The 13,051-nt window shown below is 58.3% G+C and carries 11 protein-coding genes and 14 tRNA genes; 22 read left to right on the plus strand and 3 right to left on the minus strand.

What is annotated here, in order from left to right; genetic code table 11:
* The first annotated feature begins 244 nt into the window (after positions 1–244).
* The 21 genes from ybgC (at position 245) to C2U30_RS18410 (ending at position 7,441) form a co-directional block, all read left to right on the plus strand.
* Positions 245–652: a tol-pal system-associated acyl-CoA thioesterase gene (gene ybgC, locus C2U30_RS18310; RefSeq protein WP_010672872.1), complete on the plus strand. Its 408-nt coding sequence runs from the start codon at positions 245–247 to the stop codon at positions 650–652.
* Entirely contained in the window at positions 642–1,328 is a 687-nt protein-coding gene (gene tolQ / locus C2U30_RS18315) for a protein TolQ (protein ID WP_010672873.1), read from the plus strand. Before ybgC ends, tolQ begins: the two co-directional genes overlap by 11 nt.
* On the plus strand, positions 1,328–1,774 hold the full coding sequence (tolR, locus tag C2U30_RS18320; RefSeq protein ID WP_010672874.1) for a protein TolR: 447 nt from the start codon (positions 1,328–1,330) through the stop codon (positions 1,772–1,774). The genes tolQ and tolR overlap by 1 nt, the downstream gene beginning before the upstream one ends.
* 5 nt (positions 1,775–1,779) lie before the next feature.
* On the plus strand, positions 1,780–2,910 hold the full coding sequence (tolA, locus tag C2U30_RS18325; protein ID WP_042014603.1) for a cell envelope integrity protein TolA: 1,131 nt from the start codon (positions 1,780–1,782) through the stop codon (positions 2,908–2,910).
* A gap of 92 nt (positions 2,911–3,002) precedes the next feature.
* Complete coding sequence (gene tolB, locus C2U30_RS18330; RefSeq protein WP_010672876.1) at positions 3,003–4,328, plus strand: Tol-Pal system beta propeller repeat protein TolB; 1,326 nt, start codon at positions 3,003–3,005, stop codon at positions 4,326–4,328.
* Between the two features lie 48 nt (positions 4,329–4,376).
* Positions 4,377–4,901 (plus strand): peptidoglycan-associated lipoprotein Pal, encoded by a 525-nt coding sequence (gene pal / locus C2U30_RS18335; RefSeq protein WP_010672877.1) that lies wholly within the window; start codon positions 4,377–4,379, stop codon positions 4,899–4,901.
* 157 nt (positions 4,902–5,058) lie between these two features.
* Positions 5,059–5,877, plus strand: a complete 819-nt coding sequence (gene ybgF / locus C2U30_RS18340) for a tol-pal system protein YbgF (protein ID WP_199767294.1) — start codon at positions 5,059–5,061, stop codon at positions 5,875–5,877.
* Between the two features lie 174 nt (positions 5,878–6,051).
* A tRNA-Lys gene (locus C2U30_RS18345) sits at positions 6,052–6,127 on the plus strand.
* Between the two features lie 32 nt (positions 6,128–6,159).
* Positions 6,160–6,235 (plus strand) — tRNA-Val (locus C2U30_RS18350).
* Positions 6,236–6,283: 48 nt separating this feature from the next.
* Positions 6,284–6,359: transfer RNA gene (locus tag C2U30_RS18355), tRNA-Lys, on the plus strand.
* Between the two features lie 19 nt (positions 6,360–6,378).
* Positions 6,379–6,454, plus strand: a tRNA-Val gene (locus C2U30_RS18360).
* A 47-nt stretch (positions 6,455–6,501) separates the two neighbouring features.
* Positions 6,502–6,577 (plus strand) — tRNA-Lys (locus tag C2U30_RS18365).
* A 19-nt stretch (positions 6,578–6,596) separates the two neighbouring features.
* Positions 6,597–6,672 (plus strand) — tRNA-Val (locus tag C2U30_RS18370).
* A gap of 22 nt (positions 6,673–6,694) precedes the next feature.
* A tRNA-Lys gene (locus tag C2U30_RS18375) sits at positions 6,695–6,770 on the plus strand.
* A gap of 19 nt (positions 6,771–6,789) precedes the next feature.
* Positions 6,790–6,865 (plus strand) — tRNA-Val (locus C2U30_RS18380).
* 21 nt (positions 6,866–6,886) lie between these two features.
* A tRNA-Lys gene (locus C2U30_RS18385) sits at positions 6,887–6,962 on the plus strand.
* A gap of 19 nt (positions 6,963–6,981) precedes the next feature.
* Positions 6,982–7,057: transfer RNA gene (locus tag C2U30_RS18390), tRNA-Val, on the plus strand.
* A 21-nt stretch (positions 7,058–7,078) separates the two neighbouring features.
* A tRNA-Lys gene (locus C2U30_RS18395) sits at positions 7,079–7,154 on the plus strand.
* Positions 7,155–7,173: 19 nt separating this feature from the next.
* Positions 7,174–7,249: transfer RNA gene (locus C2U30_RS18400), tRNA-Val, on the plus strand.
* Positions 7,250–7,270: 21 nt separating this feature from the next.
* Positions 7,271–7,346 (plus strand) — tRNA-Lys (locus C2U30_RS18405).
* Between the two features lie 19 nt (positions 7,347–7,365).
* Positions 7,366–7,441, plus strand: a tRNA-Val gene (locus tag C2U30_RS18410).
* 47 nt (positions 7,442–7,488) lie between these two features.
* On the opposite strand, the gene C2U30_RS18415 is transcribed toward C2U30_RS18410, so the two are convergent.
* Complete coding sequence (locus tag C2U30_RS18415) at positions 7,489–9,594, minus strand: methyl-accepting chemotaxis protein (protein ID WP_103244244.1); 2,106 nt, start codon at positions 9,592–9,594, stop codon at positions 7,489–7,491.
* 142 nt (positions 9,595–9,736) lie between these two features.
* Between C2U30_RS18415 and nadA the strand changes: the two genes are divergently transcribed.
* Positions 9,737–10,810: a quinolinate synthase NadA gene (gene nadA, locus C2U30_RS18420; RefSeq protein WP_010672880.1), complete on the plus strand. Its 1,074-nt coding sequence runs from the start codon at positions 9,737–9,739 to the stop codon at positions 10,808–10,810.
* Positions 10,811–10,880: 70 nt separating this feature from the next.
* Here the strand turns inward: nadA and C2U30_RS18425 are convergent, their stop codons facing one another.
* Both C2U30_RS18425 and gap read right to left on the minus strand, forming a co-directional pair.
* Positions 10,881–11,741: a D-hexose-6-phosphate mutarotase gene (locus C2U30_RS18425; RefSeq protein WP_103244245.1), complete on the minus strand. Its 861-nt coding sequence runs from the start codon at positions 11,739–11,741 to the stop codon at positions 10,881–10,883.
* Between the two features lie 105 nt (positions 11,742–11,846).
* Positions 11,847–12,842: a type I glyceraldehyde-3-phosphate dehydrogenase gene (gene gap / locus C2U30_RS18430; RefSeq protein WP_010672882.1), complete on the minus strand. Its 996-nt coding sequence runs from the start codon at positions 12,840–12,842 to the stop codon at positions 11,847–11,849.
* Positions 12,843–13,051 lie beyond the last annotated feature (209 nt).

A 13,051-nucleotide genomic window follows, 5' to 3' on the forward strand; every position in this document is an offset into this window, starting at 1 on the left:
TTGAGGGGCGTGCCGCCGCCCGGTCAGAGCGACAGAACCTCGCTTGTCACGCCGCTCGCAGCCACTTCTCTTGTCCGCTTTTCTTGTGATGCTGACAGCCCTGTGGTCTTCGGCCTGTCGGCGCCGCAGCACGCCATAAAAAACAGGGGGAGAGGGGATTTCCCTGTCTCCCCCTGCTTCTTTCCTATTCAGCCCTGCGCTATGATAGCCCCCCATCTGACTGTCGAATGGATCACAGATTTTTATGGGGGAAGTCTCTGAGTTTCCGGTGCGTGTCTACTACGAAGACACGGATGCCGGAGGCATCGTCTACAACGCCAATTATCTCAAGTTTATGGAACGGGCCCGCACCGAATTCCTGCGCGCAGGCGGCATCGAACAGGATGTCCTGCTGCAGGCGGGGATCGCGTTTGTGGTGAGTCGCACCGAAATCGACTTCCGCGCGGCTGCCCGCTTCAATGAACTGCTGACCGTAATGACGCAAGTAACTGAAGTGAAACGCGCTTCCATGCGTTTTTCACAGCAGATCCTGGCGGCTGATGGACGGCTGATCACTCAGGCCATGGTACAGATCGCCTGTGTCAGTCATCCGCAAATGAAACCTGTTGCAATACCTGAAAAAATCAAGGGAGTGCTGTTAAGTGCACGCTGAAATTTCGTTTATTGGCCTGTTCTGGCAAGCCAGTCTGTTGGTGAAACTGGTCATGATGACCCTGATGGGCATGTCGGTCGTCTCCTGGGCGCTGATCATCCAGCGCTCCAAGGCCATCAAGGCGGCCAACCTCGCCTCGGAGCAGTTTGAAGACAGATTCTGGTCCGGGGTCGACCTCAATCGTCTCTACCAGGAGTCCTCCTCCCGTCGTGACGACATCGAAGGCATGGAAGACATCTTCTACTCCGGCTTCAAGGAGTATGCTCGCCTGCTCAAGGCCGGTGCCCGCGGTCAGGATGCGGTGATGGACGGTACCTATCGCGCCATGCGCGTTTCCCTGTCCCGTGCAGTGGACGATCTCGAGTCCAACCTGCCGGTCTTGGCGACCATCGGTTCCATCAGCCCCTATATCGGTCTGTTCGGTACCGTCTGGGGGATCATGAACGCCTTTATCGCTCTGGGCCAGGTTCAGCAGGCGACCCTGCAGATGGTGGCACCGGGTATCGCGGAGGCGCTGATCGCCACCGCCATGGGTCTGTTTGCCGCCATCCCGGCCGTTATCTTCTACAACCGCTTCACCAACAAGGTCGAACGGCTGGAAAACGCCTACGCCAACTTCATGGACGAGTTCACCACCATTCTGAACCGCCAAATCGCACAGCAGGGTGAGAAGTAATGCAAACCTATCAGCGGCTCAAACGCAAGAAGGTCGCCGAGATCAACGTGGTGCCCTATATCGACGTCATGCTGGTGCTGCTCATCATCTTCATGGCGGTCACGCCCGTGATCACGCAGGGGGTCAAGGTCGACCTGCCCCAGGCGGAGTCCGAGCAGTTGCCGGAAGACTCCAAGCCGCCTTTCATCGTCAGCGTCAATACCGAGGGTGAGTACGTCATCAAGGCCGGCGAGGCGGATGACGAACCCGTACCGAGCGGCACACCAGAGGCGATGCAGCAGTACATCACCGAGAAGGCCATGGGCTATCTGGCCATCAACCAGAACGCGCCCGTGGTGGTCGCCGGTGACAAGTCCGTGCGCTACGAGGAGGTGATCCTGCTGATGGTGGCCCTCAAGAAAGCCGGTGTGCCTCAGGTTGGTCTGATGACGGATCCGGTGAACTGACGGAGATGGATGTGAAGCGTGGTATTTCCGGTTATCTCGTCGCGTCGCTGCTGCTGCATCTGATCATCGGCATCATCCTGCTGGTCGGTGTCGACTTCAGCAAACCCAAGCGCCCCGAGTCCAAGGGACAGATCGTCAATGCGGTCATGATGGACAGCGAAATGCTGGAGCAGCAGATGCAGCAGGTCCAGCAGCAGAAGCAGGCCCAGCCCAAGGCTGCACAGCAGCAGAAGGACAAGGAAGACGCTGAGCGCGTCAAACGCGAGCTGGCACAGGAGCAGGAGCGTCTGCGTATCGCCGAGACCAAGCGCAAGCAGGCCGAAGAGGCGACCCGCAAGGCCGAAGCCGACAAGCAGAAGAAAGAGGCTGAACAGAAGCAGGCCGAAGAGAAGGCCCAGAAAGCCGAGGAAGCCCGCAAGCTGGAAGAGCAGAAGACCAAGAAGGCCGAAGCCGAACGCAAGGCGGCGGAAGAGGCCAAGGCGCTGGCGCTCAAGAAGAAAAAAGAAGAGCTGGAGAAGAAGCAGGCTGAAGAGAAGGCCAAGGCGGAAGAGGCCAAGGCCAAGAAAGCGGAAGCCGAGAAGAAGGCCAAGGCCGAAGCCGAGAAAAAGGCGAAGGCGGAAGCCGAGAAGAAAGCCAAGGCCGAGGCCGAGAAGAAGGCGAAGGAAGAGGCTGACAAGAAGGCAAAAGCTGACGCAGAGAAGAAGGCGAAGGCCGAGGCCGACAGAAAGGCCAAGATTGAGGCGGAGCGCAAGCGCAAGGCGGCCGAAGAGGCCAAGTTGCAAAAAGAGATGGAAGCCATGATGGAGCAGCAGCTGGCCGCCGAGGCCAATGCGCGCAGTCAGGCAGCATCGGCAGCCGCCAAGGGCGAAGTCGACAAGTATGCCGCCCTCATCAAGGCCACGGTCGAGCGCTACATGATTTTGGATCCCACCATGCGGGGCAAAACATGTACTATCGGTGTCAAGTTGGCCAGTAGCGGCTTCGTCATCTCGGTGGACAACGGTCAGGGTGATCCGGCGGTCTGCCGCTCCGGCAAGGCGGCGGTTCTGAAGGCCAACCAGTTGCCGGTGCCGAAGGATCCGGCGGCATTCGAGATGTTGAAGGAGTTTAACCTCAAGTTAGAACCGAGCATCTAAGCGTGATAGAACGGGGTCAATGACCGTGGTTGGCAGCATCTGCTGATAAAGGGATTTCACCTCTCATTTTTTTGGAACAGAGTATTTAAGCCATGATAAGAAAAGTGTTTTTTGCTTTGGTTGGCTGCCTTCTGCTAGGCCAGAGCGCTCAGGCGGCCTTGGACATCGTCATCACCGGCGGTATCGACAGTGCGCGCCCCATCGCCATCGCCCCCTTCAAGTGGGAGGGCAATGGCCAGTTGCCGCAGGACATCGCGGAAGTGGTCTCCAACGACCTGATGCGTAGCGGCAAGTTCAAGCCGCTGGCCCGTGGCCAGATGCCGCAGACGCCGAGCACCAGCGGCGAGATCAACTTCGCACCCTGGGCTTCGCAAGGGGTCGAGGCCGTGGTGGTCGGCTCCATCGCCGCCGTGGGTGATGGCACCTACAAGATCAACTTCGAGCTGGTCGACGTCCTGAAAGGCCAGCTGGCCAAGACCCAGGGCGGTGAAGCGAACGGTTACATCCTGGACAGCCGCATGGCGACCATCCCGGGTGCCCAGATGCGCCAGTTTGCCCACCGCATCTCCGACATCGTCTACGAGCGTCTGACCGGTGAGCGTGGTGCCTTCCTGACTCGTCTGGCCTATGTCTCCGTGCAGCAGGGCACCCAGTTCCCGTATCAGCTGCGGATCTCCGACTACGACGGCTACAACGAGAAGACTCTGCTGCGCTCCCGTGAACCCCTGATGTCCCCGGCCTGGTCGCCGGATGGCAGCAAGCTGGCTTACGTGAGCTTCGAGAACCAGAAGTCCGAGATCTATGTGCAGGACATCTACACCCAGCAGCGCAGTCTGATCACCAGCTTCCGTGGCATCAACGGTGCGCCGGAGTGGTCTCCAGATGGTCGTCGTTTGGCTATTGTTCTGTCCAAAGATGGGCAGCCTGACATCTATGTCGTTGATGTTGCTAGCAAGCAACTCACTCGAGTCACAAATAACCGCACCATCGACACCGAACCCTCCTGGATGCCGGACGGTCAAACTTTGCTGTTCACCTCTGAACGTGGTGGCAAACCCCAGATTTATAGCGTAAATTTGGCGACTGGCATGACTCGCCGGATGACCTGGGAAGGGGATTCCAACCAGGGGGCATCCATCACACCGGACGGCAAGTCCATGGTGATGGTGACCCGGGTTCAGGGACAATATCGCATCGCTCGCCAGGATATGGAAAATGGAGCCATGCTGGTACTGACCCAGAGTGCTCTGGATGAATCGCCAAGTGTGGCTCCCAATGGCAGCATGATCATTTATGCCACCATCTATCAGGGTCGTAAGAGTCTCGCATTGGTGTCGACCGACGGTCGCTTCAAGGCAGTGCTTCCGACCAGTAGCGGTGAAATTCGTGCACCAGCTTGGTCGCCCTTCTTGAATTGATAAAAATCGATTGTTTTTTGTTTTGTTATAAAGGTTTAAGGAAATAGCATGCAACTCAATAAACTGCTCAAGGGTCTGGCCATCGCACTGCCACTGTTCACCCTGGCTGCCTGTAGCTCCTCTTCCGACTCCGACGCCGCTGGCGCCGAGTCCGGCATGACCGACGGCATGGGCGGTGTACAAACCGGCGGCGCCAACGGCATGTTGTCCCCGGAAGAGCAGATGCGTCAGAAGTTCGAAGCGCTGCAACGCGACAACGTGATCTACTTCCCGTACGATGGTTACGACATTCAGGGTCAGTACGCCGACCTGCTGGATGCCCACGCCAGCTACCTGCGTGAACGTCCGAGCGTCAAGGTACTGATCGAAGGCCACGCCGACGAGCGCGGTACGCCGGAATACAACATCGCGCTGGGTGAGCGTCGTGCCAAGGCTGTTGCCAAGTATCTGCAAACCCTGGGTGTGCAGGCCGAGCAGCTCTCCATCGTCAGCTATGGCGAAGAGAAGCCGCTGGATCTGTCCCACACCGAGGAAGCCTTTGCCAAGAACCGCCGTGCGGTCCTGGTTTACTAAGGTTTGAGTCGAACGAAGTTCGTTTATATGCAAGCGGCCATTTCGATGGCCGTTTTATTTGCACTAAACGTCAAGGTTTGATCCGAATGAAATCTGTATCAGCGAGCGACTATGCGCTGGCCGTTTTATTTGCACTAAACGCTAAGGTTTGATCCGAATGAAATCTGTGTACAAGCAAGCTGGTGTTGCGCTGGCCGTGTTGGTTGCTTTGAATGCGCAAGCGGCAGCACCCGTGAGCGATCTGAGCGGGGATTCTGGCAGCAGCGGCGTGGTGCTGAGCGGCAACAATGGTGCCATCGTACCGACCGGCAGCCTGGAAGACCGGGTTGCTCTGCTGGAGCGTACCCTCAACGCCCGTCTGCGTCTGCAGGCCGAACTGCAGCAACAGGTCGACTCCCTGCAAGGGGAGGTCTCCGAGCTGCGTGGTCAGCTGGAACAGCAGACCTACCAGATGGAGCAGTCCCAGGAGCGCCAGCGCCAACTCTACCAAGAGCTCGACAAGGTGGCCAACAGCCAGCCTGCCGCCACGCCCGCAACACCTGCTGCAGGTGCTGCAGGTGCTGCAACGCCTCCTGCCGCGGCTGCCAACTACTCCACCAACCAGGATGAGAACCAGGCCTACGACGCGGCCGTGAACATGGTGCTCAAGGAGAAGAACTACGACAAGGCCATTCCTGCCTTCGAAGGGTTCATCAAGCAGTTCCCGAACTCCAGCTATGTTCCCAATGCCCACTACTGGCTCGGCCAGCTGATGTTCAACAAGGGGGACAGGGCGGGGGCCGCGAGCCAGTTCTCCACGGTGGCGAACAAATACAGCAAGTCACCCAAGCGGGCCGATGCCCTGCTGAAACTCGGCATGCTCGCCCAGCTTGACGGCAAAAAAACAGAGGCCAAGGCCTTCTATGAGCAGGTGATCAAGGGTTACCCCAACACCTCGCCGGCCCAGCTGGCCAAACAGAGTCTGGCCAAGCTGTGACATTGCTGCATGTCACTGTTTTCGTAACACTCTTGTAAAGAACTCTCTGCTTTGTATGCGCAGTGAACAATCAGATTTAATTTAAGATTTTTCTATTGCGCCAGGATGATAAATCCGTAATATAGGCCGCCGTCAGAGCCGGAGCAGTAATGCAGTCGGCACTGGTCGTGGTGAGGGTCGTTAGCTCAGTCGGTAGAGCAGTTGACTTTTAATCAATTGGTCGCTGGTTCGAATCCAGCACGACCCACCATTTCTTCACAGCAGGTGAAGACAATATTCCCAGGTCGTTTAGCTCAGCTGGGAGAGCACCTCCCTTACAAGGAGGGGGTCACTGGTTCGAGCCCAGTAACGACCACCATGTTGTAACGCTGGCCGCCACATGCGGTTGGTGAAAAGTTCAGGATGTGGGTCGTTAGCTCAGTCGGTAGAGCAGTTGACTCTTAATCAATTGGTCGTAGGTTCGAACCCTACACGACCCACCACTCTGAATATTGAATCCCAGGTCGTTTAGCTCAGCTGGGAGAGCACCTCCCTTACAAGGAGGGGGTCACTGGTTCGAGCCCAGTAACGACCACCATGTTGTAACGCTGGCCGCACATGCGGCTGGTGAAAGGTTCAGGATGTGGGTCGTTAGCTCAGTCGGTAGAGCAGTTGACTCTTAATCAATTGGTCGTAGGTTCGAACCCTACACGACCCACCACTCTGAACACAGAATCCCAGGTCGTTTAGCTCAGCTGGGAGAGCACCTCCCTTACAAGGAGGGGGTCACTGGTTCGAGCCCAGTAACGACCACCATGCTTTAAAAAATGATTTCGATGGGTCGTTAGCTCAGTCGGTAGAGCAGTTGACTTTTAATCAATTGGTCGCTGGTTCGAATCCAGCACGACCCACCATCATTTCAGTCATATCCCAGGTCGTTTAGCTCAGCTGGGAGAGCACCTCCCTTACAAGGAGGGGGTCACTGGTTCGAGCCCAGTAACGACCACCATGTTTTAAAAATGATTTCGATGGGTCGTTAGCTCAGTCGGTAGAGCAGTTGACTTTTAATCAATTGGTCGCTGGTTCGAATCCAGCACGACCCACCATCATTTCAGTCATATCCCAGGTCGTTTAGCTCAGCTGGGAGAGCACCTCCCTTACAAGGAGGGGGTCACTGGTTCGAGCCCAGTAACGACCACCATGTTTTAAAAATGATTTCGATGGGTCGTTAGCTCAGTCGGTAGAGCAGTTGACTTTTAATCAATTGGTCGCTGGTTCGAATCCAGCACGACCCACCATCATTTCAGTCATATCCCAGGTCGTTTAGCTCAGCTGGGAGAGCACCTCCCTTACAAGGAGGGGGTCACTGGTTCGAGCCCAGTAACGACCACCATGTTTTAAAAATGATTTCGATGGGTCGTTAGCTCAGTCGGTAGAGCAGTTGACTTTTAATCAATTGGTCGCTGGTTCGAATCCAGCACGACCCACCATCATTTCAGTCATATCCCAGGTCGTTTAGCTCAGCTGGGAGAGCACCTCCCTTACAAGGAGGGGGTCACTGGTTCGAGCCCAGTAACGACCACCATATTGAAAAGCCCGCAGCGATGCGGGCTTTTTCGTTTCCGTCTCCCATCAGGTTCGCAGTCGATCCAGCTCGCTTGCCAGGGTGGTGGCCGCCTGTTCCAGTGCCTCGCTCAGGCGCTGGCTGGCATTGGCCTCTTGTCCCAGGGTGGTGGCGGCGTCACCGATGCGCATCAGGTTCTGGTTGATGGTGTCGCTCACGGCACTCTGCTGCTCGGCGGCGGTCGCCACCTGGCTGATGTGATCATGGATCTGCTGGATCTGGGTGACCACCTGATTGAGTGCCTCGAAGGCCTGCTCCGTGCCTTCAACCGTGCTCACCGAGCGGGCGATCCCTGTGCTCATCAGCTGCTGGCTGCTGGTGACCTCGGTTTGCAGGCTGCCGATGAGCTGCCCTATCTCATCGGTGGATGAGCGGGTCTTGTTGGCCAGCGCCCTCACCTCGTCCGCCACGACGGCAAAGCCCCTGCCCATGTCGCCGGCCCGAGCCGCCTCGATGGCTGCGTTGAGGGCCAGCAGATTGGTCTGTTCGGCAATGGCCCGGATCACATCGAGAATGTGGCTGATATTGGTGCTGCGCTGGGCGACCTGGGCGACCGCCTTGTCGGCCTGATGCATGTCCTCGACCAGGGTATGGATCTCGCTGCGGGCCCTGCTCAAGGTCTGCTGGGCCGTGCTGACATGGTGGGTCGCCGCTTCCGACTCCTGCGCCGCCTGTTCCGCATAGCCCGCCACGCTGACTGCCGTGGTGCTCATCTCGTGCATGGCGCTGACCACGCTCTCCAGCTCCAGGCTCTGATCATCCAGGCTGCTGCGCATGGCATCGGCCGTCTGCTTCATGCCCCTGGCCTGCTGATGCACCTGTTGCCCAATCTGCTTGCTGCCCTGCACCATGGCCCTCAGCTTGCCGAGGAAGGCATTGAGATGCCTGCCCAGCTCGATGAGCTCCTGGTGGGTGTCGATACGGATCTGCTGGGTCAGGTCGCCTTCATTGCTGGCGAGGTGGGAGACGTGGCGGCTGATGAGGGAGAGGGGCGCCGTGATGGTCTGGATGAACCAGACAAGCAGGCCCAGGGCCACCAGGGTGATGACAACGATGGCAACCAGCTGCTGCTGCTGGGTCGCCTGCAACAGGCTGCCGAGCTGCTGGCTGATGGTGTTGGCCTGGCTGAGGGCGAGGGCCTTGGGCACCTTGATCATCAGCCACCACTGGTTGTCGGCGGCATCGATCCGTATGGGCTGCTGCAAGATGAAATCGCTGTCGGTATCGGCGGGGCGTCCATTCGGGGCAACCAGTCCGGCCTCTGTCAGGGGACGCCCCAGTTTGTCCGAATGGCGGTTGCTGCCGACGATGAAGCCCGCCTTGCTGACCAGGGTGACCTCGGCCTGGTTGTCATAGAGGCTCTTGCCAAGGTGCTCGGCCAGTTGCTGGAAGATGGGCAGGTTCATGTCGACCCCGGTGATCCCGGCAAACTTGCCATCCTTGAGGACGGGCACTGTCAGGCTGGTCATCAGCATCTTCTGGCCAGGGCTTATCTCGTAGAGGTAGGGTTCCATCAGGCAGGGGCGACGAGTCTCGCGACCGCAGAGATACCACTCGCTGTTGCGAATGCCGAATTCATTGCGCGAGGTGTCGAACTTGGCATCACTGGTGGCGGCATCTATGGTCTGCTGCGCGATGTTTCCGTTCTGTTCCCGGGTGAAGTAGACCTCGAGACTGCCCTTACCGGCAACCGAATGGCTGGCGCCCGTCTGCCAGTCGGCGTCCTGTCCGTCGTAACCGTTGGGTTCGAACTGGGCGTAGATGGAACTGATCCCGTTTGCCTGGCGCAGGCGGCTGCCAAGCAGCAGCTCCACTTGCGGGCGACTCAGCCGCTGGTCCGGCTGGGCCATGCTTCCTTCAAGCTGCGCCGCCATGCCGAGCGGTATCTGATAGGCCTGCTGCAACTGGTCTTCGATCTGCACGGCATACCGCTCTGCCTGGAATTGCAGGGAACGGGAAACCTCCTGCTCCAGGGCGCCACGGGTCTGCGCCATGATGTCATCGCGCAGGCCGTTCAGCGAGGAGGACTGTATCCATGTCATGGCGACGCCACTGGCGAGAAAAAGTCCCAGCGTGAGCAACAACAACTTGGTCTTGAGCGAACGTTGTTTCATTCGACAACTCCTTTTGGCAAGAATGACAACGATATGGTCGGAGCGGGTCCTGACAGTTGTACTGTACTGGATTTGTTGATGGGTTTGTGCACGGCTTCTGGTTATAATTTTGGCCTTCCCGAGCGTTGATGGAACAGTCGCAATGAGCAATGCACTGAGCAGTATTCCGCCGGTAGTCGAGATGGACTACCCCTTCCCGGCCAAACCACAGCCCCTGACTCCCGAGCAGAAGGCGACCCTGATCGCCGAGATCAAGGTGCTGCTGCAGGCGCGCCAGGCCGTGCTGGTTGCCCACTACTACACGGATCCCGAGATCCAGGCCCTGGCAGAAGCCACCGGTGGCTTCGTGGGTGACTCCCTGGAGATGGCCCGCTTCGGTCGCGACCATGCGGCCCAGACCCTGATCGTGGCCGGTGTGCGCTTCATGGGAGAGACCTCCAAGATCCTGAGCCCCCACAAGCGGGTGCTGATGCCGACGCTGGAGGCAGAGTGCTCGCTTGATCTGGGTTGTCCCATCGACCAATTCTCTGCCTTCTGCGATGCCCACCCCGATCACATCGTGGTGGTCTATGCCAATACCTCGGCAGCGGTGAAAGCACGTGCCGACTGGGTGGTCACCTCCAGCATTGCGCTGGAGATCGTCGAACATCTGGACAGTCAGGGTCACAAGATCATCTGGGGCCCGGACAGACACCTCGGCGCCTACATCGAGAAGAAGACAGGGGCCGAGATGCTGCGCTGGCAGGGTCACTGCATCGTGCACGACGAGTTCAAGGCCAAGGCGCTGCGCGAGCTCAAGGCCCAGAACCCGGATGCCGCCGTGCTGGTGCACCCGGAGTCCCCGGCCTCCGTCATCGAGCTGGCGGATGCGGTGGGTTCCACCAGCCAGCTCATCAAGGCCGCCAAAGAGCTGCCCCAGCAGAAACTGATCGTGGCGACCGATCGCGGCATCTTCTACAAGATGCAGCAGGCCTGCCCGGAGAAAGAGATGGTGGAAGCGCCCACCGGCGGTGATGGTGCCACCTGCCGCAGCTGCGCCCACTGCCCCTGGATGGCGATGAACGGCCTGGTGGCCATCAAGGAAGCCCTGACCGACGGTGCCGAGCGTCACGAGATCCATGTGGATGAGGCACTGCGTCTCAAAGCGCTTGTCCCGCTCGATCGCATGCTGGATTTCGCCGCCGAGCTCAAGCTCAAGACCCAGGGCAACGCCTGACTGACTCTGATGGCAAGATGCAAAGAGGGCTCCCGCGGGAGCCCTCTTTATTTATCCGTCATCTGTATCGTCAGATGATGACGGTGGAGAAGCTGTGCTCCTCGTCGGGCGGGACGGTGATCCCGTCCTCGGCGGTGATGGCCGCCTCGACACAGAGCATGGTGCGATAACCGTCGTCACTCATGTCGGCCATGGCGCTGGCCCCTTCCTGCCAGGGGGTCCAGACGACCACGCTGTCGTGGTTGCCGTTGACCACCCGGGTGGTGCGCTCACCATCCTGCACGCTGACCATGGGGTCGGGCTGGCGGTAGATGCGATCCATGGCTGCGGTGACGGTCAGCGCTCCCTGTTGCAGTTCGTTTCGGCCGGTCAGCTTGTCCAGATAGGGTTCGCCGAGGCCAGTCACGGTTACCGCTTCCGGCGCACTGATCTGCAGGTAGGTGTGCAGGGCGGCATTGTAGGTGAGCGCTGACTTGCCGGTGTTGCGGGTGGTCAGCACCAGGGAAAGCTCCTTGCCGACCAGTACGTCCAGCTCCAGCTCGAAGGCATGAGGCCAGAGCGTCCTGCTGGCATCGTTGTCACGCAGGGAGAGGTGGACGAGTGTGCCATCCCCGTGATCGGAGACCCCATCCAGCGTCCACAGGCAGTTGCGTGCGAAGCCATGAGCCGGCTTGCCGCTGCCAACGCGAGCGGGGGAGGGGCCGAACCAGGGCCAGCAGAGGGGAATGCCGCCGCGAATGGGCTTGCTGCCATCCAGTATCGCCTTGTCGCTGAGCCAGAGAGAGGCCGGCACACCATGGCGTTGGTAACGCAGCACATGGGCGCCAAACAGGCTTATCTCGGCCCTGGCGTGCTCATTGTCTATGGTCAGCAGGGGCAGGCCATCCTGGCTCAGGGTGCAGTGGGCAGTCAGCGTACGTGTCGGTGTCATAAAGGCTCCAGTGCTCGGGGACATTCAGAAAGGGTCCGTGATTCAGAATACAAAAAGGCGGCCATTGGCCGCCTTTTTTCAAGCTACGCGATTGCGCATCCCAAATTACTTGGAGATGTGAGCGATCAGGTCCAGAACCTTGCTGGAGTAGCCCATTTCGTTGTCGTACCAGGAGACGACTTTCACGAAGGTCTTGTTCAGCTGGATACCAGCCTTGGCATCGAACACGGAAGTCTGACGCTCACCCAGGAAGTCGGTGGAAACCACTTCGTCTTCGGTGTAGCCCAGCACGCCCTTCATGGCGCCTTCGGAGGCAGCCTTCATGGCCTGGCAGATTTCAGCGTAGGACGCTTCTTTCTTCAGGTTGACGGTCAGGTCAACAACGGACACGTCCGGAGTCGGCACGCGGAAGGCCATGCCGGTCAGCTTGCCGTTCAGTTCCGGGATGACCACGCCAACAGCCTTGGCAGCACCGGTAGAGGACGGGATGATGTTCTGAGCAGCACCGCGGCCACCGCGCCAGTCTTTGGCAGACGGACCATCAACGGTCTTCTGGGTAGCAGTGGTAGCGTGAACGGTGGTCATCAGGCCGGATTCGATACCGAAGGTATCGTTCAGAACCTTGGCGATGGGGGCCAGGCAGTTGGTGGTGCAGGAAGCGTTGGAAACGATGTCCTGGCCAGCGTAGGAATCCTGGTTGACGCCCATGACGAACATCGGGGTGGCGTCTTTGGACGGACCGGTCAGTACGACTTTCTTGGCACCGGCAGCGATGTGCTTGCGAGCGGTTTCGTCGGTCAGGAACAGACCGGTTGCTTCGGCAACAACGTCAACACCGATTTCGCCCCATTTCAGGTTGGCCGGGTCACGTTCAGCGGTAACACGTACGGTTTTGCCGTTGACGATCAGGTTGCCGTCTTTGACTTCAACAGTGCCCTTGAAGCGACCGTGAGTGGAGTCGTACTTCAGCATGTAAGCCATGTAGTCAACGTCGATCAGGTCGTTGATACCAACCACTTCGATGTCAGCACGCTCAGCGGCCAGACGGAAAACGAAACGACCGATACGGCCAAAACCGTTAATACCTACTTTGATAGTCATAATTGGTTACCTAACTGTTCAGTAGTCAAAGAAAATTCCGTTTGTAAATTTACTAGAACTCCCTCGCGAGTCAACCAACAATCTGCGCGAAATTGCGCTATATCATGAAAAACTGTGAAATTTATTTTCGGTTTATGTAACTGGCTACCAACTTTTGTTGAATGCATCATCAGCAAAGTCGGTGGCAGAGAACAACAATAGTGCCTGCC

The sequence above is a fragment of the Aeromonas sp. ASNIH5 genome (genome assembly GCF_002902865.1).
Taxonomy (GTDB): domain Bacteria; phylum Pseudomonadota; class Gammaproteobacteria; order Enterobacterales; family Aeromonadaceae; genus Aeromonas; species Aeromonas caviae.

What these genes read in the sequence shown, in the direction of transcription:
- ybgC (WP_010672872.1), top strand. Translation starts at nt 245, where the DNA reads ATGGGGGAAGTCTCTGAGTTTCCGGTGCGTGTCTACTACGAAGACACG.
- tolR (WP_010672874.1), top strand. Translation starts at nt 1,328, where the DNA reads ATGCAAACCTATCAGCGGCTCAAACGCAAGAAGGTCGCCGAGATCAAC.
- tolA (WP_042014603.1), top strand. Translation starts at nt 1,780, where the DNA reads ATGGATGTGAAGCGTGGTATTTCCGGTTATCTCGTCGCGTCGCTGCTG.
- tolB (WP_010672876.1), top strand. Translation starts at nt 3,003, where the DNA reads ATGATAAGAAAAGTGTTTTTTGCTTTGGTTGGCTGCCTTCTGCTAGGC.
- pal (WP_010672877.1), top strand. Translation starts at nt 4,377, where the DNA reads ATGCAACTCAATAAACTGCTCAAGGGTCTGGCCATCGCACTGCCACTG.
- ybgF (WP_199767294.1), top strand. Translation starts at nt 5,059, where the DNA reads ATGAAATCTGTGTACAAGCAAGCTGGTGTTGCGCTGGCCGTGTTGGTT.
- C2U30_RS18415 (WP_103244244.1), bottom strand. Translation starts at nt 9,594, where the DNA reads ATGAAACAACGTTCGCTCAAGACCAAGTTGTTGTTGCTCACGCTGGGA.
- nadA (WP_010672880.1), top strand. Translation starts at nt 9,737, where the DNA reads ATGAGCAATGCACTGAGCAGTATTCCGCCGGTAGTCGAGATGGACTAC.
- C2U30_RS18425 (WP_103244245.1), bottom strand. Translation starts at nt 11,741, where the DNA reads ATGACACCGACACGTACGCTGACTGCCCACTGCACCCTGAGCCAGGAT.
- gap (WP_010672882.1), bottom strand. Translation starts at nt 12,842, where the DNA reads ATGACTATCAAAGTAGGTATTAACGGTTTTGGCCGTATCGGTCGTTTC.